The following is a 22,768-nucleotide window of genomic DNA, read 5'->3' as shown; positions in this document are numbered from 1 at the left end:
CATGAGCGAGCAAAAACGCGGATTCCTCGGACGCCTGTTCGGGGGCCGGCAGGCCCCGGCGCGTCCCGAGACGCCCGAGACGCCAGAAACTCACGAGACAACGCACGAGCCGGACGCACTGGAAGCGCAGGCTCCCGACAGCGGCGCGCCGCAGGGCGAACCGACCGCGCGCGAGCCTGCCCAGGCAGAGCCGTCTGATGAGACGGCCGACGTCTCGGTGCCGGAAAAGGTCTCGAGCCTGTCCGTCGAGCCGACGGCGCCCGAGACCTTGGAAGCAAAGCCGGCCGAGGCCCCTGTTGCCGAGCCCGATCCGGTGCCGGCGCAAGAGGGTGTGGCAGAGGCGCCTATCGATGTGCCTGCCGACGTGCCTGCCGAGCAGCCTTTCGAAGAGCCTTACCAAGAACCCGTCGAAGAGCAGGTCGCGGAACCCGCCGGCGAGCCGGCGTCCGACGAGGCGCCGCGCCGCTCCTGGCTGTCGCGGCTGACGGAAGGCCTGTCGCGCTCCTCCGCCTCGCTGACCGGCGGCATTTCTTCGCTCTTCACCAAGCGCAAGCTCGACGCGGCGACGCTGGAGGAGCTGGAGGACCTGTTGATCCAGGCCGATCTCGGCGTCGAGACGGCGATGGCGATCACCGAGCGCATTGCCGAAGGGCGGTTCAACAAGCAGATCTCGCCGGACGAGGTGCGCCGGATCCTGGCCGAGGAAGTGACCAAGGTGCTGGCGCCGGTGGCGCAGCCGCTCGTGCTCGACACCGGGCACAAGCCGCATGTGGTGCTGGTGGTTGGCGTCAACGGCACCGGCAAGACCACCACCATCGGCAAGCTGGCGGCGAAACTTTCGGCCGAGGGGCGCAAGGTGATGCTGGCGGCCGGCGACACGTTCCGCGCCGCGGCGGTGGAGCAGCTGAAGATCTGGGGCGAGCGCACCGGTGCGCCGGTCGTTGCCCGCGATATCGGCGCGGATGCGGCCGGGCTCGTGTTCGATGCCATGCAGGCGGCACGCGATGCGGGCTGCGACGTGCTGTTGATCGATACGGCCGGGCGGCTGCAGAACCGCGCCGAGCTGATGGCCGAGTTGGAGAAGGTGGTGCGGGTGATCCGCAAGCACGATCCGTCCGCACCGCACAGCGTGCTGCTGACGCTGGATGCGACCACCGGCCAGAACGCCATGAGCCAGGTCGAGATCTTCGGCCGGACGGCCGGCGTCACCGGCCTCGTCATGACCAAGCTCGACGGAACCGCGCGCGGCGGCATTCTCGTCGCCATCGCCGCCAAGCATGCCCTGCCGGTGCATTTCATCGGCGTCGGCGAGGGCATCGACGACCTCGAGCCGTTCACCGCGGAGGACTTCGCCTCCGCCATTGCCGGAAGGCACAGGGAGCACTGATGGAATTCGAGCAGGGACCCAACGCGCCGGATCGCAAGGAGCTGTCGCCGCTCCTCAAGCTGGTGCTCGAACTGGGTCCGCTGGGCCTGTTCTTCTTCGCCAATGCGCGCGGGGACGTGCTCTACGACTTTTTTCCCGGGCTGGCGGCGCTGGGCGATCCGATCTTTCTCGCCACCGCCGTGTTCATGGTGGCGATCACCGTCTCGCTCGTCGTCTCCTATGCGCTGACGCGGCGCCTGCCGGTGATGCCGGTGGTGTCCGGCGTCGTCGTGCTGGTGTTCGGCGCGCTGACCCTGTGGCTGCACGACGAGCTGTTCATCAAGCTCAAGCCGACCATCGTCAACGCGCTGTTCGGCTCGGTGCTGCTCGGCGGGCTCCTGTTCGGAAAGTCGCTGCTCGGCTACGTGTTCGACAGCGTGTTCCACCTCGACGACGAGGGCTGGCGCAAGCTGACCTTCCGCTGGGGCGTGTTCTTCTTCTTCCTGGCTGCCGTCAACGAAGTGGTCTGGCGGAGCTTTTCCACCGACTTCTGGGTGTCGTTCAAGGTGTTCGGCGTGATGCCGATCACCATCGCCTTCACCCTGTTCCAGCTGCCGCTGATCCAGCGTCACACGCTGGAGGACGACAAGGACCGCGCCGGCTGACAATGCCGGCGGCGGCCTCGTCCTGCCGTCAGTTCAGGCTGTCGAACCAGATCTTCCATTCCGGCACGGCGCTGGCGAAGGTGCCGCGATGCGAGGTGGGGCCGGTGGTGACCGCCTCCACGTTGGCATTGCCGGCGCCCATGGCCTGCTGATAGGTCATCGCCAGCCGGCCGAGACCGGTCGCGATGGCCTCGTCCGCCTCGCCGTAATAGGTGCGCACCGGCGTCTCGTACAGCCAGCGATAGACCTGCGTTTCCGCGACCAGCCGGCCATAGGCCGAGGCGGCGAAGAAGCGGGCGTCGAAATAATCCGCATTCAGCAGCTCGTGCAGGTCGGTCGGGATCTTCGTCGGATCGACCGGCTCGCGGGCATAGGCCTTGCGCGCCATCTCGTAGTGTTCGTCCTTGATCAGCGAACGGGCAAGGCCCGGCACGCCGTAATAGTTCTCGAAGGAGAAGGCGGAGAGGATGAACAGGCTGTTGACCCAGTCGGCATCGTTGGCGCGCGGATAGCTGAGGAAGCCGTTCAGCGCGGCGAACACGTCGATCGGCGCGCTGGCGGTGGCGGTGGCCTTCACCGGCGTTCCGGACAGCTCCAGCCGCTCCAGCATGGCGAGGGTGACGAAGCCGCCCTGCGACCAGCCGCCGAGATAGAGCCCGTCATCGGCAAGGCCGAGATGCGCGATCACCGCGCGGGCGGCGGTCAGCATGTCCTGCGTCGCCTGCTGGTGGCTCGCCTTGACCATGTAGCCTTCTGGCTCGGCCGAGGTGCCGAGGCCGAAATAATCCGCGCCGATCAGCAGATAGCCCTGGCCGGCAAACTGGGCGATCATCAGCTGGGTCTCGGGCGACTGGTCGGCGAAGGAGGGCACCTGCTCCTTTCCGTAGACCGTGCCGTGCTGGTAGGAGACCAGCGGCAGGCGGGTCGCCTCCACCTCCGGCACCGCCAGCAGGCCGCTGGCGAGCGTCGGCCGGTTGCCCTGCTCGGGAATGACCGAGCCATAGGTGACCCGGTAGAGGCGCACGGCGTTGGTCGCCGGCGTGTAGGCGACTTCGACGCCGAAGAATTTCGGGGTATCGACCGTCAGGATCGTATTGAGCGCGTCCGTGTCCAGCCGGCCGACCAGCTGGTAGCTGACGGTGGAGCTGACCGCGACGGCAGGTTCGAGCGGCGCGGCCGGCGCGGCCGGCGACTGCTGGGCGCCGACGCTGGGTGCGGCAAGGGCACTGCCGAGCAGGAGCGCCAGGACGGCGAGCGCGCGGCAGGGCAACAGACGGGCAAGCTGCATGATATCCGGTCCCCGATGAGGCCTCTTGTGGGCGCCTCATCGGTACACGGGATTTGCAAAGATATCCTTGCGGGGACGGCAGGACTCAGTAGTCGCCGAGCTTCATGTCCGGCTGGTAGTCGACGCCCTCGACCTCCTTGACCACGGCCTGGCCGCAGATCGTCAGGCCGCGCACCGCGTCGAAGGAGAGCTGCGGCGAGCCCTGGAGCTGCCAGCCCTTGTTGAGGGCGGCGGTGACCCGGTGGCAGAAGGCGCTGTCGTCGGGGCCGGTGATGAAGCGGTAGAGTTTCATGGGGGATGTCCCTTGCTGCTGGATCAGGCGTTGCGCGCGGCGATGGCGTCGGCAATGGCGACGAGGCGGGCGCCCATTTCGGCGTGGAGCCGCTCGACCATGCGGCCCTCGACCTGGATCGCGCCCTTGGCGGCGTTTTCCGGCCGCTCGAACTCGGCGATGATGCGGCGCGCCCAGGCGATGTCGGCGTCGGTGGGGCTGAAGGCGGCGTTGCACGGGGCGGCCTGCTTCGGGTGGATCAGCGTCTTGCCGTCCATGCCCATTTCCGCGCCCTCGCGGCATTCGGCGGCGAACCCGTCCTCGTCGTCGAGCGTGTTGTAGACGCCGTCGACGATGTCGATGCCATAGGCTCTGGCGGCGGCGACGCAGGTCATCAGCCAGGGGCGCATCGGCGCGCGGCCCGGCACCAGGGCCGCCCGGGTTTCCTTGGCAAGGTCGTTGGTGCCCATGACGAAGCAGGCAAGGCGCGTCTCGGGATTTGCGGCCGCGGCGGCAATGGCGGCGGCGTTCAGCATGGCGAGCGGCGTTTCCATCATCGCCCAGAGGCGGACGCTGGCGGGCACGCGCGCCGCGTTGAGCTTGTGCGCGACGCGCTCCAGATCTGCCGGGGAGGAGACCTTGGGCAGCAGGATCGCATCCGGCCGGGCGGCGATCGCCATGTCGAGATCGGCGGCGCCCCAGGGCGTCGAAAGGCCGTTGATGCGGATCACCACCTCGCGGTGGCCGTAGCCGCCCTCTGCCAGCGCCGCGCGGATCTGCGCGCGCCCGGTCTCCTTGGCGTGCGGCGCGACCGCGTCCTCCAGGTCCAGGATCAGCGCGTCGACGTCGAGGCTGCGCGCCTTGTCCAGCGCGCGGGCGTTGGAGCCGGGCATGTAGAGGACGCTGCGGCGGGGGCGGATCGTGACGGGTGCGGTCATCGGGGCCTCGTCTCCTGAAGGTGTCCGGGGGCGAGCTTTTCCTCTAGGCGCTCGGCTCGTTCTTCGCCAGCCGTCTTTTCGTCGGAGAGCGGAAGATCATGTCCTTTGCGGCGACCACCGCGCCGATCGTGACGAGGGCGCAGGCGAGCGCCACCACCAGGGTGAAGGCGCCGAAGCCGAAGGCGATCAGCAGCAGCGTGGAGAGCACCGGCGCGGCATAGGCGCCGGCGCCCAGCACCTGGATGTCGCCATGCTTGACGCCGATGTCCCAGACGAAGAAGGCAAGGCCGACCGGAAAGGCGGCAAGCGCCAGCACCGCGCCCCATTCGCCGGGGCCGGCCGGCCAGACGGTGGTCTCGAAGGCGAGATGGGCGGCAAGCGACAGGGCCGAGGTGCCGAGGCAGAAGCCGGCGACGGCTTCCGTCGGGACCTTGCCGAGGCGGCGCGAGAGCACCGAGTAGCTGGACCAGAACAGGGCCGAGGCGCAGGCCGCGAGATAGCCCGGCGCGTGGGCGGGGTCGAGCGTCAGCCCCTTGCCGCCGGTGACCAGCAGCGCGGCGCCGGCGAGCCCCAGCAGCGTGCCGAGGACGTGATGGGCCTTCAGCTTCTCGCCCGGCAGCAGCGCCGAGAAGACGACGATCAGCAGCGGCCAGGTGTAGTTGATGAGGTTGGCATCGACCGGCGGGGCGTTGCGGATGGCGGTGAAGTAGAAGAAATGGAAGCCGAAGAGGCCGAGCGTGCCGAAGGCCATGACCCCGAGGGGCTGGCGCATCCGCGCGAGGCGGCCGGTCAGGCCGAGCCAGAGCGTCGCGGCAAGGCCGGACAGGCCGAAGCACAGCGCATTGAGCAGGAATGGCGGCACCTTGCCCGAGGCGGCGCCGAACAGGCCGAGGGTCGACCACATCAGGACGGCGGTGAGGCCGATCAGGGTGGCGCGCAGGCGACCGGAGGCGGCGAGGCTGGGCTCGGACATCGGGTGGGTTCCGGATGGAAGACGGCAGGTCGACGACTATTCGCAGCCGGGTGCGGCGGCGTCAATCGCGCGCGTACGGGTTGTTGCCATGCGGCGTATCAGGCAGTTGAAATCGCCGCGTCATTCGGGGCAAGGTGGCGACCCGGTCCGGCATCGTCCGGCAAGTCCTGAATTGTCTCGGAGTGTTCATGAGCACCATCGCCATCAAGAAGCTCGGCCCGGACGACGCGCCGGCGCTTGCCCCGCTGATCGCCGAATACGCGCAGGCGCTGAAGCGCGGCGCGCCGCGCCGGCCCGACCAGTTTTACGCCGAGCGCATCCTCGGCGACCGCACGGCGGAAGTGATCGGCGCCGAGTTCGAGGGGCGGCTGGTGGGCTTTGCCATCTATTTCGACCTGCCGGAGATCATCTCCGGCCTGCGCACCGGCCAGCTCGATGAAATCTACGTGCATCCGGACGCCCGCAACAACGGGCTGGCGCGGCGGATGATCGAGTGGCTGGTCGCCGAGGGCGGGCGGCGCGGCTGGTACGAGCTGCGCTGGATCGTGCCGGGCAAGAATGCGCCGGCCGTCGCGCTCTACGACCAGATCGCCGAGCCGGCCGACTGGAAGGGCTATATCCTGGCGATCGACCGCGGCGGCAACTGAGGCCGCCGCCGAAGGTTCGAGATCGCGCCCGCTGCTGCCTAAGGCCTGTGGGGATTCAGGATTCCCATTTTGCCGGAGATGTGATTCACACTCCGGATGGAACGCTTCGTACTGACCGACGCCCAATGGGCGAAGATGGAACCGCACTGTTTGGGCAAGCCGACGGACCCTGGACGCAGCGGGGGTAACAACCGACTGTTCATGGAGGCGGTGCTGTGGATTGCTCGCACGGGTAGTCCGTGGCGTGATCTGCCTGCCATGTTCGGCAACTGGAGTACGGCGTTCCGGCGGTTCAGCGACTGGCGCAAAGCCGACGTTTTCAAGCGGATTTTCGATGCTCTGTCGGATGAGCCGGACATGGAATACGCCATGATTGATGCCACCATCGTCAAGGTTCACCGGCACGGTCAGGGCGCAAAAGGGGGACTCAGAGCCAGGCCATAGGCCGCTCCAAAGGCGGCATGACGACCAAGGTTCTGGCCCTGACTGATGGGCTCGGGAACCTTGTCCGCTTCCGCCTGATGCCCGGCCACCGCTTCGACACCGTTGGCGTTGCCCCGCTCATCGACGGCGTCGAGTTCGGAGCTCTGCTCGCTGACAAGGCTTTCGATAGCAACGACATTGTCGCCAACCTCAATGAACGCGGCGCGAAGATCGTCATCTCGCAGCACCCACGCCGCGCCAAGCCCATCCCGCTCGACGTCGAGATGTACAAATGGCGCCATCTGATCGAAAACTTCTTCTGCAAACTCAAGGAGTTCAAACGCATCGCCATGCGCGCCTGCAAAACCGATCAGAGCTTCGAGGCCATGATCTACCTCACCGCCGCCGTCATCAACTCACGATGAATCCCCACAGGCCTTAGGTCGTGAACTCATAATTCTGACGAGAAACGGTATGCCCGAACCCGATCGGATACAAGAAGCAAGACCGCAGGAAACCATCAGGTTTTCAAGGGTTTGCGACGCTGTTGCCGGCGGGTTCCGGCATACCCGAAGGGCGTCGACCCGGCTGCGATCTGCGGCGTCGGACCGCTCGGCCGGGGGACTTGCCCCGGCCCTCGCGATCCTCCTGGCATATCTTTGCCCGACCGGACGCCGTTTCCGGCACAATTATGAGTCCACGACCTAGCGCAGCGGCGGGAGCGTGCCGATCGGGATGAAGCCGACCCGTGCGGTGCCGCCGGCAAAGGCGAGCGGCACGGCAACGGCGGGCTCTCCGTCGAGAGTGGCCGGCTGGCCGAGGGCGGCCAACGCCGCGGCGAGGGTCGTCGGCACGTTCGAGCCTTGCGGAAAGAACGGGGCGAGCAGCGGCGGCAGGCCGGCGGCGCCGGAAACGGTGAGCGGCAGCGTGCCGTTGAGCCGTCCGGCCTCGTCCAGCCAGAGGCTGCCGCTGGCCGACAGGGTGACCCCGCCGGAGGCAAGGCGCAGCTCGCGGATGCTGAGCGCGCCCTCATCCTTCAGCAGTGCGATCAGGTCGGCCCCGCGGGGGGCAAGCAGCGCCGCGCCGCCGGCCAGCCGCACATCGGCCAGAACATCGACAGGCGCTGCCGTTCCCGGCAGGGCGAGCGCGTCGAGCCGCAGGGCGGCGTCGGCGGCGCCCTCCATATCCGGCGACTTGCGCAGGTGCAGGTTGGCAAGGCCGGCGGTGGCCGAGAGGCTGTCGTCGGCAAGGCTGAGCACGGGGGCGACGATCTCGATGTCGCCGCGGTCGAGATCGCTGTTGCCGAGGCGCAGGCTGGCGCGGGCGGTGGTCCAGGCGGCCTTGAGGCCGGGGGCAAGGCCCTGCGCTTCCACATTGGCCGGGCTGTCGGCCTCGACGATCACATGCCAGGGATTGTAGGCAAGGGCGACGGCGCGGAAGCCCTCGAAGCTGGCGCGTTCGCCGCGCAGGCCCGCGACGCTCAACGGCTGGCAGGACAGCTCGAAACGGAAGGGGTAGCCGCCGAGGTCCTGGTCGGTGCAGGCGATCTCGCCGCCTTCCGCCTTTGCCGCAAGGCGCATGGTGGTGAAGAGGTCCGAGACCATGCCGCGCGCGACCGTCCAGTAGCCGCTCCACAGGGCGATCACCAGAACCACCAGCGTCGCCAGCAGGATGTAGCCGCGCTTCGACCCCGTCTTGCGCGGGCGCGCGTCTGGGGTAAGCGGGGAGCGGGGCGTGTCGTCGGTCATGTCAGCTGTCCTGCGGTTTTGCGCCCGAGCGGGCGCCGTGATGCCTGAAAGCACGGGCCGGCGGCGGATTCAAGGCCGTTCGCCACGGTTGCCAGCGACGGCCGCTGTTGCTAGGTCGTTTGACCCGGACGGGACGGGAAGGGGTGCATGCAGGACAGGCAGGATCTTTGGGTGTTCGGATACGGGTCGCTGATGTGGCGGCCGGGCTTCGAGTACGAGGACGCGGTGCAGGGCGTGCTGCACGGCGCCCACCGTTCGCTCTGCATCTATTCCTGGGTCCATCGCGGCACCGAGACGCGGCCCGGGCTGGTGCTCGGCCTCGACAGGGGCGGCGCCTGCCGGGGCATGGCCTTTCGCGTTGCCGCCCGCCGGCGGGACGAGGTGATCGCCTACCTGCGCGAGCGCGAGCAGGCGACCATGGTCTACCGCGAGGCGCATCGCCGGGTGCGGCTCGAGGGGCTCGCCGACCGGCAGGTCACGGCGCTGACCTATGTGGTCGACCGGACCCACCCGCAATATGCCGGCGTGCTGTCGCTGGAGCGCCAGCTGGAGCTGGTGAGCGGCGCCGTCGGCCAGTCCGGCGCCAATCCCGACTATGTGCTCAACACCGTCGACCACCTGTCGCAGATCGGCATCCGCGACCATGGGCTGGAAGCGCTGGGCAAGCACCTGCGCCAGTCGATGGCCCCACAGCTTTCCGCCGGCTGAGAGCCTGCGTCAGGCGACCGCCGAAGGGGCCAGGCCGCCGCGCGCAATGATGAAATCGAGCACGTCGGAAACGCCCTTGCCGTCCTTGACATTGGTGAAGACGAAGGGCCGCTCCTTGCGCATCAGGCGGGAGTCCCGGTCCATCACCTCCAGCGAGGCGCCGACCAGCGGCGCGAGATCCGTCTTGTTGATGACGAGAAGGTCCGAGCGGGTGATGCCGGGCCCGCCCTTGCGCGGGATCTTGTCGCCGGCGGAGACGTCGATGACGTAGATCGTCAGGTCGGCAAGCTCCGGCGAGAAGGTGGCGGCGAGGTTGTCGCCGCCCGACTCGATCAGGATCAGGTCGAGGGCGGGAAAGGCGGCTTCGAGCTCGGCGACGGCGGCAAGGTTGATCGAGGCGTCCTCGCGGATCGCCGTGTGCGGGCAGCCGCCGGTCTCCACGCCGCGGATGCGCTCGGGCGCCAATGCGCCGGAGCGGGTCAGGAACTCGGCATCCTCGCGGGTGTAGATGTCGTTGGTGATGGCGGCGATGTCGTAGGTGTCGCGCAGCCGCTTGCACAGGGCGTCCATCAGGGCGGTCTTGCCGGAACCGACGGGGCCGCCGATGCCGATGCGCAGGGGGCCGTTGGGGGAGGGCATGGGGATCTCCTTCGAAAAGCCGCTCAAGAGCGGAACAGCCGGGTGTACTGGGTCTCGTGCTTCATGGAGGCGATGTCGGCGGCAAAGGCACAGCCGCCGATCTCGTCGAGTGGGGCTTGAAGCGCGGCTGCGGCAAGGGCGACGATCTCTTCCCCCAGGCCGTTGACGACCCGCTGGCCGTCGGTCTGGCCGAGCGGCACGGCGCGCACCGCCGCCGAAACGAGGTTGGCGGCGAAGGCATGCAGGAAGGCGGTGGCGACCGGGCCGGCCGGCAGGCCCCAGGCGGCGGCAGCGGCGGCGGCGGCAAGCGCATAGGTCCACTGGCCGCGCGCAAGGGCTGCCTCGCCTTTCGTCAGGCGGGCGAAGAGGCGCGTTGCCGCCGTGTCGCCGGGCGGCGGCCAGGCGCCAATGATGGTGGCGATGAAGGCATCGCCCTGCGCGGTCGCCTCCAGCCGGCGCTCCGAGCTCGGCTGCAGGGCAAGCGAGAGATCGAGCAGCTCGCGGAACGCCGCCTCGTCGCCGAGGGCGGCCGCCCGCATGCCATGGACGAGCAGCAGCGTGTCGCTCCAGCCGGCGCCATGGCGCAGGACGCCGGTCGCCCAGGCCTGCAGCGTCGCGGCGTCGCGCACAGTGCCGTCCTCGACGGTCCATTCCAGGCCGTGGCTGTAGGTATAGGCGCCGACGGGGAAGGACGGCGACATCCAGGCGAGCAGGGCGTGCAGCCCCGCCCCGGAGACGGCGCCGGCCCCGGTGCTCGTCTCAGGAACCATCCGCAGCTGTGCCGTCATGGGAGTGCGCGTGCGAGTGGGAATGGGAGTGCGAGTGCGAGTGGCCGTGAGGATGGTGGTGGCCGGCCTCATGGGAATGCGAAGAGGTGTGGGAATGGGCATGGCCGTGATGGGCGTGATCGTGCCCCTCGACCGTGCCGTGGCCATAGGCGCCGCCTTCGGGATCGAAGGGGGCGATAAGCGGCGTGATCTTGCCGCCGAGCCGGGCCACCATGTCCTCGATCACGTGGTCGCGGCGGATGCGCAGGGCGCCGGGCAGGAGCTGGGTCGGCAGATGGCGGTTGCCGAGATGCCAGGCGATGCGCAGCAGGTCGTCGGCCGTCTCCGCCTCGATGTCGACGAGATCCTCGCCGGCGGCGAGGATGGCGACGGTGCGGCCGTCCTCCAGCCGCAGCGCGTCGCCGTGATGCAGCTGTACCGCGCGCGGCAGGTCGAGCAGCACGCGGGTGCCGCCGGCGCAGTGCAGCACCGCGCGGCGGCGGTGCCGGTCTTCCCGGTCGAGCACGACGCTGTCGGCCGGCGCGCCCTCCCAGCTGCCGGCGGCGAGGATCTCCTGCACGCGGATCATGCGATGGCCTCGGCTCCTCGTTTCATGGCGGCGGCAAGCGCCGGACGCGACCGGACCCGCTCGAGATAATCGGCGACGGGGCCGGTCTCCGGCAGGTCGAATTTCGCCAGCCTTGCCCAGTTGGCGCAGTGGGCGATCAGGATGTCGGGCAAGGTGAACTCCGCCCCCATGACGAAGGGGCCCTCGCCCAGAAGCTGCTCCAGATGGCGCAGGCCATCGGCGAATTCGGCGGCGCAGACGCGCTTGACCTCCGGCACCCGCAGCTCTTCCGGATGGATGAAACTGTTCTTGGCGGCCGTCCACAGCGCGCCTTCCAGAACATCGACGGTGAACTGGGTGACCCCGTCCTGGCGTGCCCGCTCGAGCGTGCCGGCGGGATAGGTCAGCTTGCCGTGCTTGTCGGCGAGATACTGGCAAATGGCGACGGAATCGGTGAGCGCCGTGTCGCCGTCCTTGAACACCGGCACCTTGCCGGTCGGGTTGAGCGCGGTGACCTCCGGGGCATGCGGAGCCGCCGGAAGGTACTCGTAGGACTCGCCCAGTTCCTCCAGCATCCACAGGACGCGCATGGCGCGGGTGCGCGGATAGCCGATCAGCGTGTACATGCAATGATCCTCCGGTCGGTGACGGTTCCTCCGAACCGAACCCTAGAGCCCTTTCGGCCAATTCGAAGTCAATTCTGCTTCTCGATAGGGGCGGCGATCCGGCGTCGAAACAGTCGCCGCGCGATGCCTTCGCATCGGGCAAGACCGGTTCGGCGCCGGGCGCCCGCCAATCGGAAGCCCTGCGGGGCGAGCGATTTTGCGCCAATTCCGGCGCAAAGCCCCTTGTCCGTATCCAGATACGGCCTGCGTGTCTTTGCTTGACCTTGCCACAAAATCGCTCCGCCAGAATGGCTCCGAATTGGCCGAAAGGGCTCTAGAACAGGAAATAGCGCTGGGCCATCGGCAGGACTTCCGCCGGTTCGCAGGTCAGCAGCTCGCCGTCGGCGCGCACTTCGTAGGTTTCCGGGTCGACCTCGATCACCGGGGTGGCATCGTTCAGCACCATCGAGGCCTTGGAGATGCCTGAGCGGGTGTTGGAGACCGGCAGCACCAGCCGGTCGAGGCCGAGCCGCTCGCCAATGCCGTCGTCGTAGGCGGCCTGCGAGACGAAGGTGACGCTGGAGGCGGTCATCGAGCGGCCATAGGCACCGAACATCGGCCGGTAGTGGACGGGCTGCGGCGTCGGGATCGAGGCGTTGGGATCGCCCATCGGCGCGGCGGCGATGGTGCCGAGCTTCAGCACCAGCTCCGGCTTGACGCCGAAGAAGGCGGGATCCCACAGCACCAGGTCGGCCAGCTTGCCGACCTCGACCGAGCCGACATGCTGGGAAATGCCGTGGGCGATGGCCGGGTTGATCGTCACCTTGGCGATGTAGCGGCGGACGCGCAGGTTGTCGTTGTCGCCGCTTTCGCCGGCAAGACGCCCGCGCTGGACCTTCATCTTGTGGGCGGTCTGGAAGGTGCGGATGATCACCTCGCCGACCCGGCCCATGGCCTGGCTGTCGGAGGCGATGATCGAGAAGGCTCCCATGTCGTGCAGGATGTCCTCCGCCGCGATGGTCTCCTTGCGGATGCGGCTTTCGGCGAAGGCGACGTCCTCGGGGATCGAGCTGTCGAGGTGGTGGCACACCATCAGCATGTCGAGATGCTCGTCGATGGTGTTGACCGTGTAGGGCCGCGTCGGATTGGTCGACGAGGGAATGACGTTCGCCTCGCCGCACAGCTTGATGATGTCCGGTGCGTGGCCGCCGCCGGCGCCTTCCGTGTGGAAGGCGTGGATGGTGCGGCCCTTGAAGGCGGCGGTGGTGTTTTCCACGAAGCCGCTCTCGTTCAGCGTGTCGGTGTGGATCATCACCTGGATGTCGTAGGCGTCCGCCACGGCAAGGCAGCAGTCGATGGCTGCGGGCGTGGTGCCCCAGTCCTCGTGCAGCTTCAGCGCGCAGGCGCCGGCCAGGATCTGTTCCTCCAGCGCCGCCGGCAGCGCGGCATTGCCCTTGCCGGCGAAGGCGAGGTTCATCGGGAAGGCCTCGGCTGCCTGCAGCATGCGCTCCATGTGCCAGGGGCCGGGGGTGCAGGTGGTGGCGTTGGTGCCGGTCGCAGGACCCGTGCCGCCGCCCAGCATGGTGGTGACGCCCGACATCAGCGCCTCGTCGATCTGCTGCGGGCAGATGAAGTGGATATGCATGTCGAGGGCGCCGGCGGTGACGATCTTGCCCTCGCCGGCGATGGCCTCGGTGCCCGGGCCGATGACGATGTCGACGCCGGGCTGGATGTCCGGGTTGCCGGCCTTGCCGATGCCGGAGATGCGCCCGCCGGTCAGGCCGATATCGGCCTTGTAGATGCCGGTATGGTCGACGATCACCGCGTTGGTGATGACCGTGTCGACGGCGCCTTGCGCCCGCGTGCGCTGGGACTGGCCCATGCCGTCGCGGATGACCTTGCCGCCGCCGAACTTCACCTCCTCGCCATAGATGGTGAAGTCCTTCTCGATCTCGATGACGAGATCGGTGTCGGCAAGACGGAGCCGGTCGCCGGTGGTCGGTCCGAACATGTCCGCATAGGCGGCGCGGCTGATCTTGAAGGGCATCGGCGTCTCCGTGGCGCGGCGGCGGCCGGGGCTGGGATCAGTTCCCCAGGCCCTCGGCCAGTTGTTCCAGTTCCTGGGTGCGATCTGCGGTCAGTTGCGCAAGGCACGAATAGATGAGCATCGGCTCCATCGAGCCGCCGCGGGCGAGGAAGCCGGCGGCGGCGCAGGCCTTGTCGCGATAGGGGATCCAGGCGCGCTGAGCTTCCTTCAGCGCCTCGGCGGCGCCCTTGAGGTCGGCGGGCAGGTCCGCATCCATCTCGCGCATGGACTTCATCGCCGCCGAATAGGCGGTGTTGAGCTTGGCGTCGGCGGCCTGCCAGTCCTTTTCGGCGCAGTAAGTGAGCTCCATCTGGACGGTGGCGTTGTCGCAGTCGATGTCCGGATCCTGCTGGGCACTGGCGGGGGCGGCCGGCAGCAGCAGGGCAAGCAGGCCGGCGGAGGCGGTGAGAACGGCAAGACGGGTCACGAGACGGTTCCTTCTGTTGGTCAAAGCGTGCCCATCACCTTGCCATTGAAACCGTAGACAGCGCGATCCCCAACATAAGGCACGAGGGCGACCTTGCGCCTTTGTCCCGGCTCGAAGCGGATCGCCGTACCGGCGGGAATGTCCAGCCGGTGGCCGCGCGCCGCCGCCCGGTCGAAGGCGAGCGCCGGGTTGGTCTCGGCGAAATGATAGTGGGAGCCGACCTGGACCGGACGGTCGCCGGTGTTGGCGACCTCGATCTCCAGCACGCGGCGGCCGGCATTCAGCTCGATATCGCCCTCGGCGGGCATCAGTTCACCCGGGATCATCCGGCGCTCCTCTTGTCAGCGAATCGGCTGGTGGACGGTGACGAGCTTGGTGCCGTCGGGAAAGGTCGCCTCGACCTGCACGTCGTGGATCATCTCGGCGATGCCGGGCATCACCTGGTCGCGGGTCAGCACCTGGCCGCCGGCGCTCATCAGCTCGGCGACGCTGCGCCCGTCGCGGGCCCCCTCGACGACGAAGTCGCTGATCAGGGCCACGGCCTCGGGATAGTTGAGCAGGACGCCGCGGGCGAGCCGCTTGCGGGCAACCTCCGCCGCCATGGCGATCAGCAGCTTGTCCTTTTCCCGCGGGGTCAGTTTCATGCGTCAGTCCTCATCTGGAGCCATCCGTCCGCTCAGCAATACCATGTCCGGGGCAGGGCCGAGCCGCGCCAGGTCTCCAGGAAGGAGACGAGGCCGGCGCGCAGGTCCTGGCCGCTGTCGGCGAGAAAGCGGAAGACAAGAAGATCGGGAAGGGCGCTGACGCCGCCGCGCAGCCGCTCGCCGAGCAGGGGCGAGAGGGCCTCGCGGGCCCGCTCCAGCAGGCCGGGCGCGCCCTCGCGGCAATCGACCAGCGTGGCGAAGGCGCGGCTGCCTGCGGCCGTCGCCGAGCCGGAGAGAATGTCGGTGGCATCGCCCTGGATGCGGGCCTCGTCGGCAAAGACCAGCCGGCCGCCGCGGCGGATGCGCCAGCGGTCGCGGAAGCCGAGCGTGTGCACGTCCTCGCCCATCGCCTCGCGCCCGAGCACCAGGCTCTCGATCGCCAGCAGCCGGGCGCCGGGGGCAAGGTCGACGGTGAGCGAGCGCTGCAGGGCGGCGCGGTCGAACAGGATGGTCTCCTGCGGCAGCCATTCCAGAACGGCGTCCTCCTCGGCGCGCAGGGCGCTCGCCACCTCGGCCGCGCCGTCGATGCTGCGATAGACGCGCTCGGCCGCCTGGGTGGTCAGAACGGCATGGGCGCCGGGGCCGGCGGTGGCGTCGAATTCGATCCGGTCGCCGCCGGTCAGGCCGCCGGCGGTGTTGAGGAAGACGGCGACCGGCGGGGTGCCGTGGGTTTTCGGCAGGCGGATCTTGGCCGAGCCGCTCTGGCCGAGCTCCTTCAGCCGGGTGGTCTCGCCCTGCCTGGCAAAGGAGACATGCGCATGCCCGCGCACCCGCTGCATCGCGGGGATCGGTGTGGCCGGGGCGGCGGGTTCGACGGTCATTCCGGTGTCCGGCCTCGCTCGAATACTGATGGGAATCCGGGGCTTGTGCCGGATCGGCTGAGGGCGGAACGACGGTCGCCGCCCCTTGCTGCCTCCAGCATAGCAAGAGAGGGGCCAGTCGGTTCGCTCCCGAAAGGCGCGAGGTCGGACTACGCCGCTGGACGCCGAATTGCCGCAAACTTCGGCAATTGCCGTCTTCATGGGCAGTCTGCGGGCGAGGGGGCTGCGAGCGCGCTTTGCATTCTGCCCTCAGGATCGGTTACATAGGGGGAGCATCGACGGACCGAAACTCCCGGACGGGAGGGTCCGCCAACGCCGCAGGATTGCCGCGGCGGCCGGACATGCGGAGGCTTTCTGACGTGCTGAAGATTACCGGATGCCATCTGGGCAGGCGCCTGTGCGGCCTTGCGGTCGCGGCCAGCCTTGCCGTTGCCGGCCTGCTGCAATCCGGCGAGACCGCGCGGGCCGAGGTTGCCGCCTGGATCGTCGTCGATGCGGAGACGGGAGCGGTGCTCGACCACAAGGACGCGCTGCGCCAGTGGTATCCCGCCTCGATCACCAAGCTGATGACCGCCTATCTCGCCTTCAAGGCGGTGCGCGAGGGACGCGCGACGCTGGAGAGCGCGGTGGCGATCAGCGCCAATGCCCATGCGCAGCCGCCGAGCAAGATGGGCTTCAAGCCCGGCACCCAGCTGACGCTCGACAGCGCGCTGAAGATGCTGATCGTCAAGTCGGCGAACGACATCGCCGTGGCGGTCGGGGAATCGCTGGCCGGCTCCGAGCCCGCCTTCATCGAGATGATGAACGCCGAGGCGCGCCGGCTCGGCATGACCGCGACCCGTTTCGTCAACCCGCACGGGCTGCCGGACAACCGCCAGGTGTCCTCCGCGCGCGACCTTGCCGTGCTGGCGCGGGCGCTGTGGCAGGAATTCCCGCAGTACCACGCCTATTACGGCCTGCCGGCGATCAAGGTCGGCAAGAAGACGCTGCGCTCGGCCAACCGCGAGTTCCTGGCCCGGGTGCCCGGCGCGAGCGGCATGAAGACCGGCTATATCTGCAATTCCGGACTGAACGTGGTCGTCTCGGCGACGCGCGGCGGGCGCACCGTGCTGGCGGTGGTGCTGGGCGCGGCCTCGGGCGTTGAACGCGCCGCCAAGGCCCGCGTGCTGGTCGATGCCGGCTTTCGCCAGCGCTCCGGGCGCAACCTTTCCTCGATGACCGGCGTTGCCGGCGGGCCGCCGGCCGACGGCTACTGCAAGCGCAACACCAAGCCGACGGCGGAGGAGCTGCTGGCCACCTACGGCACCGGCGGCCTGCGCGGCACCACGGCGCTGTCCTATGCCCAGCTCGATCCGGCGACCAACGGCGTGCGCCGGCCGATCGTCGGCCAGGCGCCGCAGCAGGTGGTCTCGGCCGACGACGACGACGTGCCGACCCGCGACGACGGCAAGACCGACTGGGGCAAGGTGATGGACGAGATCATCGGCCCGCGGTCCCGCGTCGACCAGGCGGTGCAAGTCGGGCTCGGCGTGCCGAAGGGCCGGGCGCCTGCCTCGGAGGCGAAGATCGCGACGCTCGCAACTGTGCCGATGCCGAAGGAAAAGCCGGTTTCGGTGATGGGGGCGGGCTCGTCGGCGCTGCTGCCTGCCGCCAGCGCCCAGGCGCCGGCAGGCGAAGCCAAGCCGGGCGCGATCTTTCGCGGCCAGCCGCTCGTGATCCTGCCGCGGCCCACCCCCAATCCCCGCCCGTAGCCAGGCGCGCCGTCGCCAAGACGGCGCCCGCCAGAGGACAGTGACGTGACCGAGACCGACCAGACCGGCAAGCGCGCGCGCGGGCCGAAGCCGCCCATCCCGCTGACCGTCATCACCGGCTTCCTGGGCGCGGGCAAGACGACGCTGCTCAACACGCTGCTGAAGGATCCGGCGCTTGCCGACGCGGCGGTGATCATCAACGAGTTCGGCGAGGTCGGCCTCGACCACCTGTTCGTCGAAGGCGGCGAGGAGGGCATCGTCGAGCTGGCCTCCGGGTGCCTGTGTTGCACCATTCGCGGCGACCTGGTGACGACGCTCGAAGATCTGCTGCGGCGCGTCGACAATGGCCGTACCGAGCGGCTGTCGCGGGTGGTGATCGAGACGACGGGGCTCGCCGATCCGGCCCCCGTGCTGCACACGGTGATGCAGCACCCCTATCTGGTGATGCGCTACCAGCTCGACGGGGTGGTGACCCTGGTCGATGCGGTCAACGGCCTTGCGACGCTCGACGCGCAGGAGGAGGCGGTGAAGCAGGTGGCGGTCGCCGACCGCATCGTGCTGACCAAGACCGACCTGGCGGAGGGCGCGGCAGCGCTCGACCCGGAGAGCCCGCTGCGCCGGCGCATCGCCCGGCTCAACCCGGCGGCGCCGGTGATCGTCGCGGCCAGCGGCGAGGCGAGCGCGGCACGGCTGATCGGCACCGGGCTCTACGATCCGGCGACCAAGACGGCGGATGTGGCGCGCTGGCTGAACGAGGAAGCCTATCGCGACGGCCATGGCGGGCATTCGCATGGGCATGGGCATCACGCGCATGACCATGGGCACAGCCACGGGCATCATGACCACAGCCACAGCCATGGTCACGGACATGACCATTCCCACGACGTGAACCGCCACGGCGATTCGATCCGCGCCTTCTCGCTGTCGACCGACCGGCCGATCCCGGCGGCGGCGCTGGAGATGTTTCTCGACCTCCTGCGCTCGGCGCATGGGCCGAAGCTGCTGCGGATGAAGGGGGTGGTGCAGATCGCCGAGGACCCGGACCGGCCGGTGGTGCTGCACGGGGTGCAGCACGTGTTTCACCCGCCGGCGACGCTGCCGGCCTGGCCGGACGACGACCATCGCAGCCGGCTGGTGTTCATCACCCGGGACCTTCCGGAGACCTTCGTGCGCAAGCTGTTCGACGCCTTCACCGGGCAGCCTGCAACCGACACCCCCGATGCGGCGGCGCTGTCCGACAATCCGCTGGCGATCCGCGGCTTCAGCGGCAGCTTCCGCTGACCACTGCGCCGATCAGTCCGCCGGTGAGCTTGCCGACGAATCCTTCGGCCGTTCGCGGCGCACGCGGATCAAGCCTTCCTGCGCGACGGAGGCGACCAGCTGGCCGTCGCGGGAAAAGAGCGAGCCGCGGGTGAAACCGCGTCCGCCCGAGGCCGACGGGCTGTCTTCCGCATAGAGCAGCCATTCGTCGGCGCGGAAGGGGCGATGGAACCACATGGCGTGGTCGAGGCTTGCGACCTGGAGCTTGGGATCGAACACGCTGGTGCCGTGGGCGAAGAGCGAGGTGTCGAGCAGCGTCATGTCCGAGGCATAGGCGAGCACGCAGGAATGGATGCGCGGGTCGTCCGGCAGGGCGGCGCTGGCCCGGACCCAGACGTTCTGCGAGGGCGTCAGCTTGCTGCGGCTGAAATAGTGGGTCATGTCGACCGGGCGCAGCTCGATGGGCCGGTCGCGCTCCCAGTAGCGGCGCACCGCCTCCGGCGCGTGGGCGAGGAACTTTTCCTTCAGCTCCGCCTCGCCGGGCAGGTCCTCGGGCATCGGCACGTCGGGCATGACCGCCTGGTGGTCGAGCCCGTCCTCGAAGGTCTGGAACGAGGCGGCGACGGAGAAGATCGGCTTGCCGTGCTGGATGGCGACGACCCGGCGGGTGGTGAAGCTGCCGCCGTCGCGAATACGGTCGACCTCGTAGATGATCGGCACGGCCGGATCGCCGGGGCGCAGGAAATAGCCGTGCAGCGAGTGGACGCTGCGCTCCTGCGGCACGGTGCGCGAGGCGGCGACCAGCGCCTGGCCGATCACCTGGCCGCCGAAGACGCGCTGCCAGCCGACCTGCGGGCTCATGCCGCGGAAGAGATTGTGTTCCAGCGGCTCGAGATCGAGTATCGAGAGGAGGTCGTCGACGGCTGAGCGCATCCGGCACCTGTTCGCATGAACGGAAAGGGTGCGAGAGCCTTCGGGGCGCGGGGCGGCAATGTCAAGACTGACCCAGGGGCACATGCCCTGCGGGTCGCAAGGAACACGGGAGCGACAGGATGGGCATCCAGATGGACGAGCTCGACGTTCTGGTCGGCGGCGGCGGGTATGTCGGCCTTTCGCTGGCGGTGGCGCTGAAGCAGGCCGATCCCGGCCTCCGCGTTGCCGTCGTGGACATGCGCCCGCGCGAGGCGCTGTCGAAGGATCCGCGCGCCTCGGCGGTTGCGGCCGCGGCAAGCCGCATGCTCGACCGGCTCGGCGTATGGTCGAAGATCGCGCCGCACGCCCAGCCGATGATGGAGATGGTCGTCACCGATTCGCGCCTGCGCGATGCGGTGCGACCGGTGTTCCTGACCTTCGACGGCGAGGTGGAGCCGGGCGAGCCCTTCGCCCATATGGTGCCGAACGGGCACATGGTGGCGGTGCTCGCCGACCGGGCCGAGGAGCTCGGCGTGGAGCTGATCGCGCCGGATGCGGTCTCCGGCTTCACCAGCGGGCCCTCGGAGGTGGAGATCCGCCTCGCCTCAGGCGCCGTGCGCAAGGCGAAGCTGCTGGTCGCCGCCGACGGCGTGCGCTCGAAGCTGCGGGACCTTGCCGGTATCGGCACGGTGCGCTGGGAATACGACCAGTCGGGTATCGTCACCACCGTTGCCCACGAGCGGCCGCATGAGGGCCGCGCCGAGGAGCACTTCCTGCCTTCCGGCCCCTTCGCCATCCTGCCGCTGACCGGCAACCGCTCGTCGCTGGTGTGGACCGAGCGGCGCGACGATGCCGAGCGGCTGGTCAAGGGCGACGACTTCACCTTCGAGCTGGAGCTGGAGCGGCGCTTCGGACACCATCTCGGCAAGCTTTCGCTCGACGGGCCGCGATACGCGTTCCCGCTCGGCCTGACGCTGGCGCGCGCCTTCGTGCAGCCGCGCCTGGCGCTGGCGGGCGATGCCGCCCACGGCATCCACCCGATCGCCGGGCAGGGCCTCAATCTCGGTTTCAAGGACGTTGCGGCGCTGGCCGAGGTGCTGGTGGAGGCACGCCGGCTCGGCGAGGACATCGGCGCGCTCGACGTGCTGGAGCGCTACGAGCGCTGGCGGCGCTTCGACACGTTCCGCATGGGGGTGGTGACCGACGTCTTGAACCGGCTCTTTTCGAACGATATGGATGTCGTGCGCGCGGTCCGCGACGTCGGCCTCGGCCTTGTCGACCGCATGCCTTCGCTGAAGCGGTTCTTCATCCGCCAGGCGGCGGGTCTGGAAGGCCCCTCGCCGCGGCTTCTGGTCGGCGAGGCGATCTGACGGTATCGGGCAGGGGACTGGACGGGGAGAAGGCCGGACGCATGGCCGGGTCACAGGCAGCCGAACATGTCCGGCCGCAACGCATCATCCTGATCACCGGCTGTTCCTCAGGGATCGGAGCCGCAGCCGCCCATACGCTGCGCGGCCGCGACTGGCGCGTCTTCGCCACCGCGCGCCGGCAGGAGGACGTGGACCGGCTGAAGGACGAGGGCTTCGAGAGCTTCCGCCTCGACTACCAGGACGAGGCGAGCATCGGCGAGGCCGCCGCGGAGCTGTTCGAGCGGACCTCGGGCCGGCTCGACGCGCTGTTCAACAACGGGGCCTATGCCATTCCGGGCGCATTGGAGGACATCCCCTCCGATGCGCTGCGCGGGCTGTTCGAGGCGAATTTCTTCGGCTGGCATACGCTGACGCGGGCCGTGGTGCCGCATATGCGCCGGCAGGGGCACGGGCGCATCGTGCAGTGCTCGTCGATCCTCGGCTTCATGGGCATGCCCTATCGCGGGGCCTACAATGCCTCCAAGTTCGCGCTGGAAGGCTATAGCGACACGCTGCGGCTGGAACTCGCCGGCGCCGGCATCCAAGTCTCGCTGATCGAGCCGGGACCGATCTCCACCCGCTTCACGCAGAACGCGATGGCGAATTTCGAAAGGGTGATCGGCGAGGAGGGGGCGGCCGTCTCGCCCCACCGGGAGATCTACGAGCGGCGCCTTGCCCGTATGCGGGGCGGTGAACCGTCGCTGTTCAAGCTGCCGGCGCGGGCGGTGGTCAAGCGCCTGGTGCATGCGGTGGAGGCGCCCCGGCCGCGGGCGCGCTACCGGGTGACCGTGCCGACCACCGTGATGGCCGGGCTGAAACGCCTGCTGCCGACCCGCGGGTTCGACTGGGTTCTGTCGCGCGCCGCGCGATCCGAGGAATAGAGGCTGCCGGCACGAGCCGCAGCCATCGCTGAGAAAGGACTACCCATGGCCGACTTCCTGCGCATGACCATTCCCTTCGCCGTCGGGGCGGTGGCGGTCGTGCTGCTGCTGGGCTTGTGGAACATGATGCGCGGCGGGCCTTCGTCGCGTTCGCAGACCTTGATGCGCTGGCGCGTCGGGTTGCAGTTCCTTGCCGTGGTCATCGTGATGGTGGTGCTCTATCTGACGGGCACGCGGCCGTAAGGCGCTTTACCGACAGACCGTTTCCAGAAAGGACGCCCCATGGTGGTGCTGAACAAGATCTACACGAAGACGGGCGATGCCGGCACCACGGCGCTGGCCTCCGGCGAGCGGCGGCCGAAGCACGATCTCCGGGTCGAGGCCTACGGCACGGTCGACGAGACGAATTCTGTGGTCGGGCTGGCGCGCCAGGCAACGGCGGGTGCGCATCCCGAGCTGGATGCCGTGCTGGCACGGATCCAGAACGACCTCTTCGACCTGGGGGCCGACCTTGCGACGCCCGAGAGCGACGAGCCGCCGGCCTATCCGCCGCTGCGCGTCACCGATGCGCAGGTCTTAGCCATCGAGGCGGCCATCGACCGGTTCAACGCGGACCTGTCGCCGCTGCGTTCCTTCGTGCTGCCGGGCGGTTCGCCGGCGGCGGCGCATCTGCATCTTGCCCGCACCGTGTCGCGCCGCGCCGAGCGGCTGATGACGGAGCTGGCCGCGCGCGAGACCGTCAGCCGGCCGGCGCTGGTCTACATGAATCGGCTGTCCGACTTCTTCTTCGTCGCCGCGCGCTGGGCGAACGACAAGGGCGCGGCCGACGTGCTGTGGGTGCCGGGGCAGAACCGCTAGGCACGGTGCTTAGCCGCACTTGACGCGGGGCCTGGCCCGCCGGAAAGCTGCCC

Annotated in this window: 26 protein-coding genes; 11 read left to right on the top strand and 15 right to left on the bottom strand. The window is 69.0% G+C overall.

The window, feature by feature from the left end; genetic code table 11:
* Position 1: 1 nt before the first annotated feature.
* Both ftsY and GH266_RS11890 read left to right on the top strand, forming a co-directional pair.
* Positions 2 to 1,387, top strand: a complete 1,386-nt coding sequence (gene ftsY / locus GH266_RS11895) for a signal recognition particle-docking protein FtsY (RefSeq protein WP_158194095.1) — start codon at positions 2 to 4, stop codon at positions 1,385 to 1,387.
* A complete protein-coding gene (locus GH266_RS11890; protein ID WP_158194094.1) occupies positions 1,387 to 2,031 on the top strand; it encodes a septation protein A in 645 nt (214 codons plus the stop codon). Before ftsY ends, GH266_RS11890 begins: the two co-directional genes overlap by 1 nt.
* A gap of 28 nt (positions 2,032 to 2,059) precedes the next feature.
* Here GH266_RS11890 and GH266_RS11885 read toward each other — a convergent pair whose 3' ends face one another.
* The 4 genes from GH266_RS11885 to yddG form a co-directional block, all read right to left on the bottom strand.
* Complete coding sequence (locus tag GH266_RS11885) at positions 2,060 to 3,319, bottom strand: alpha/beta hydrolase family protein (protein ID WP_158194093.1); 1,260 nt, start codon at positions 3,317 to 3,319, stop codon at positions 2,060 to 2,062.
* 85 nt (positions 3,320 to 3,404) lie between these two features.
* On the bottom strand, positions 3,405 to 3,611 hold the full coding sequence (locus GH266_RS11880) for a DUF1737 domain-containing protein (protein ID WP_158194092.1): 207 nt from the start codon (positions 3,609 to 3,611) through the stop codon (positions 3,405 to 3,407).
* A gap of 23 nt (positions 3,612 to 3,634) precedes the next feature.
* Entirely contained in the window at positions 3,635 to 4,528 is an 894-nt protein-coding gene (locus GH266_RS11875; protein ID WP_158194091.1) for an HpcH/HpaI aldolase/citrate lyase family protein, read from the bottom strand.
* 43 nt (positions 4,529 to 4,571) lie between these two features.
* Positions 4,572 to 5,501, bottom strand: a complete 930-nt coding sequence (yddG, locus tag GH266_RS11870; protein ID WP_158194090.1) for an aromatic amino acid exporter YddG — start codon at positions 5,499 to 5,501, stop codon at positions 4,572 to 4,574.
* 188 nt (positions 5,502 to 5,689) lie between these two features.
* Between yddG and GH266_RS11865 the strand changes: the two genes are divergently transcribed.
* Both GH266_RS11865 and GH266_RS11860 read left to right on the top strand, forming a co-directional pair.
* The gene (locus GH266_RS11865; protein WP_158194089.1) at positions 5,690 to 6,148 is read left to right on the top strand and encodes a GNAT family N-acetyltransferase; all 459 of its coding nucleotides are present in this window, start codon (positions 5,690 to 5,692) and stop codon (positions 6,146 to 6,148) included.
* Positions 6,149 to 6,244: 96 nt separating this feature from the next.
* A protein-coding gene (locus GH266_RS11860; protein ID WP_158192679.1) for an IS5 family transposase occupies positions 6,245 to 6,996 on the top strand; the annotation gives its coding sequence in 2 pieces (ribosomal slippage) (positions 6,245 to 6,575 and positions 6,575 to 6,996; 753 coding nt in all).
* A gap of 279 nt (positions 6,997 to 7,275) precedes the next feature.
* Here GH266_RS11860 and GH266_RS11855 read toward each other — a convergent pair.
* Positions 7,276 to 8,319: a DUF2125 domain-containing protein gene (locus GH266_RS11855; RefSeq protein WP_158194088.1), complete on the bottom strand. Its 1,044-nt coding sequence runs from the start codon at positions 8,317 to 8,319 to the stop codon at positions 7,276 to 7,278.
* Positions 8,320 to 8,466: 147 nt separating this feature from the next.
* On the opposite strand from GH266_RS11855, the gene GH266_RS11850 reads away from it, so the two are divergent.
* Entirely contained in the window at positions 8,467 to 9,027 is a 561-nt protein-coding gene (locus GH266_RS11850) for a gamma-glutamylcyclotransferase (protein WP_158194087.1), read from the top strand.
* A 9-nt stretch (positions 9,028 to 9,036) separates the two neighbouring features.
* Here GH266_RS11850 and ureG read toward each other — a convergent pair whose 3' ends face one another.
* From ureG to GH266_RS11805, 9 genes are all read right to left on the bottom strand, one after another.
* Positions 9,037 to 9,666, bottom strand: a complete 630-nt coding sequence (ureG, locus tag GH266_RS11845) for an urease accessory protein UreG (RefSeq protein WP_158194086.1) — start codon at positions 9,664 to 9,666, stop codon at positions 9,037 to 9,039.
* A 23-nt stretch (positions 9,667 to 9,689) separates the two neighbouring features.
* A complete protein-coding gene (locus GH266_RS11840; protein WP_244953814.1) occupies positions 9,690 to 10,454 on the bottom strand; it encodes an urease accessory protein UreF in 765 nt (254 codons plus the stop codon).
* Complete coding sequence (locus tag GH266_RS11835; protein WP_158194085.1) at positions 10,426 to 11,022, bottom strand: urease accessory protein UreE; 597 nt, start codon at positions 11,020 to 11,022, stop codon at positions 10,426 to 10,428. Before GH266_RS11835 ends, GH266_RS11840 begins: the two co-directional genes overlap by 29 nt.
* Positions 11,019 to 11,627, bottom strand: a complete 609-nt coding sequence (locus GH266_RS11830; protein WP_158194084.1) for a glutathione S-transferase family protein — start codon at positions 11,625 to 11,627, stop codon at positions 11,019 to 11,021. The genes GH266_RS11835 and GH266_RS11830 overlap by 4 nt, the downstream gene beginning before the upstream one ends.
* Before the next feature lie 313 nt (positions 11,628 to 11,940).
* The gene (gene ureC / locus GH266_RS11825; RefSeq protein WP_158194083.1) at positions 11,941 to 13,653 is read right to left on the bottom strand and encodes an urease subunit alpha; all 1,713 of its coding nucleotides are present in this window, start codon (positions 13,651 to 13,653) and stop codon (positions 11,941 to 11,943) included.
* 37 nt (positions 13,654 to 13,690) lie between these two features.
* Entirely contained in the window at positions 13,691 to 14,119 is a 429-nt protein-coding gene (locus GH266_RS11820) for a lysozyme inhibitor LprI family protein (protein WP_158194082.1), read from the bottom strand.
* A 20-nt stretch (positions 14,120 to 14,139) separates the two neighbouring features.
* Positions 14,140 to 14,445, bottom strand: coding sequence for an urease subunit beta (locus tag GH266_RS11815; protein WP_158194081.1), 306 nt, complete (start codon positions 14,443 to 14,445; stop codon positions 14,140 to 14,142).
* Positions 14,446 to 14,460: 15 nt separating this feature from the next.
* Positions 14,461 to 14,763 carry an urease subunit gamma gene (locus GH266_RS11810; protein ID WP_158194080.1) on the bottom strand — a complete coding sequence of 101 codons (303 nt, stop codon included), beginning with the start codon at positions 14,761 to 14,763 and terminating at the stop codon, positions 14,461 to 14,463.
* Between the two features lie 32 nt (positions 14,764 to 14,795).
* A complete protein-coding gene (locus GH266_RS11805) occupies positions 14,796 to 15,644 on the bottom strand; it encodes an urease accessory protein UreD (protein ID WP_158194079.1) in 849 nt (282 codons plus the stop codon).
* 341 nt (positions 15,645 to 15,985) lie between these two features.
* Between GH266_RS11805 and GH266_RS11800 the strand changes: the two genes are divergently transcribed.
* The gene (locus GH266_RS11800) at positions 15,986 to 17,395 is read left to right on the top strand and encodes a D-alanyl-D-alanine carboxypeptidase family protein (protein WP_158194078.1); all 1,410 of its coding nucleotides are present in this window, start codon (positions 15,986 to 15,988) and stop codon (positions 17,393 to 17,395) included.
* A gap of 45 nt (positions 17,396 to 17,440) precedes the next feature.
* Positions 17,441 to 18,676, top strand: a complete 1,236-nt coding sequence (locus tag GH266_RS11795; protein WP_209001591.1) for a CobW family GTP-binding protein — start codon at positions 17,441 to 17,443, stop codon at positions 18,674 to 18,676.
* A 12-nt stretch (positions 18,677 to 18,688) separates the two neighbouring features.
* Here the strand turns inward: GH266_RS11795 and tesB are convergent, their stop codons facing one another.
* Entirely contained in the window at positions 18,689 to 19,588 is a 900-nt protein-coding gene (tesB, locus tag GH266_RS11790; protein ID WP_158194077.1) for an acyl-CoA thioesterase II, read from the bottom strand.
* A gap of 119 nt (positions 19,589 to 19,707) precedes the next feature.
* Here tesB and GH266_RS11785 point away from each other — a divergent pair, with 119 nt between their 5' ends.
* The 4 genes from GH266_RS11785 to GH266_RS11770 are packed head-to-tail and all read left to right on the top strand — an operon-like array spanning position 19,708 to position 22,715.
* Positions 19,708 to 20,937, top strand: coding sequence for a ubiquinone biosynthesis hydroxylase (locus tag GH266_RS11785; RefSeq protein WP_158194076.1), 1,230 nt, complete (start codon positions 19,708 to 19,710; stop codon positions 20,935 to 20,937).
* Between the two features lie 41 nt (positions 20,938 to 20,978).
* A complete protein-coding gene (locus tag GH266_RS11780) occupies positions 20,979 to 21,857 on the top strand; it encodes an SDR family oxidoreductase (RefSeq protein WP_158194075.1) in 879 nt (292 codons plus the stop codon).
* A 45-nt stretch (positions 21,858 to 21,902) separates the two neighbouring features.
* A complete protein-coding gene (locus GH266_RS11775; RefSeq protein WP_158194074.1) occupies positions 21,903 to 22,100 on the top strand; it encodes a twin transmembrane helix small protein in 198 nt (65 codons plus the stop codon).
* A 39-nt stretch (positions 22,101 to 22,139) separates the two neighbouring features.
* Positions 22,140 to 22,715 carry a cob(I)yrinic acid a,c-diamide adenosyltransferase gene (locus GH266_RS11770; protein ID WP_158194073.1) on the top strand — a complete coding sequence of 192 codons (576 nt, stop codon included), beginning with the start codon at positions 22,140 to 22,142 and terminating at the stop codon, positions 22,713 to 22,715.
* Positions 22,716 to 22,768 lie beyond the last annotated feature (53 nt).

It is taken from the genome of Stappia indica (assembly GCF_009789575.1).
In the GTDB taxonomy this organism is placed as follows: domain Bacteria; phylum Pseudomonadota; class Alphaproteobacteria; order Rhizobiales; family Stappiaceae; genus Stappia; species Stappia indica_A.
The sequence above is the reverse complement of the archived record's forward strand: the minus strand, read 5'-3'. Positions and strand labels throughout refer to the sequence as shown.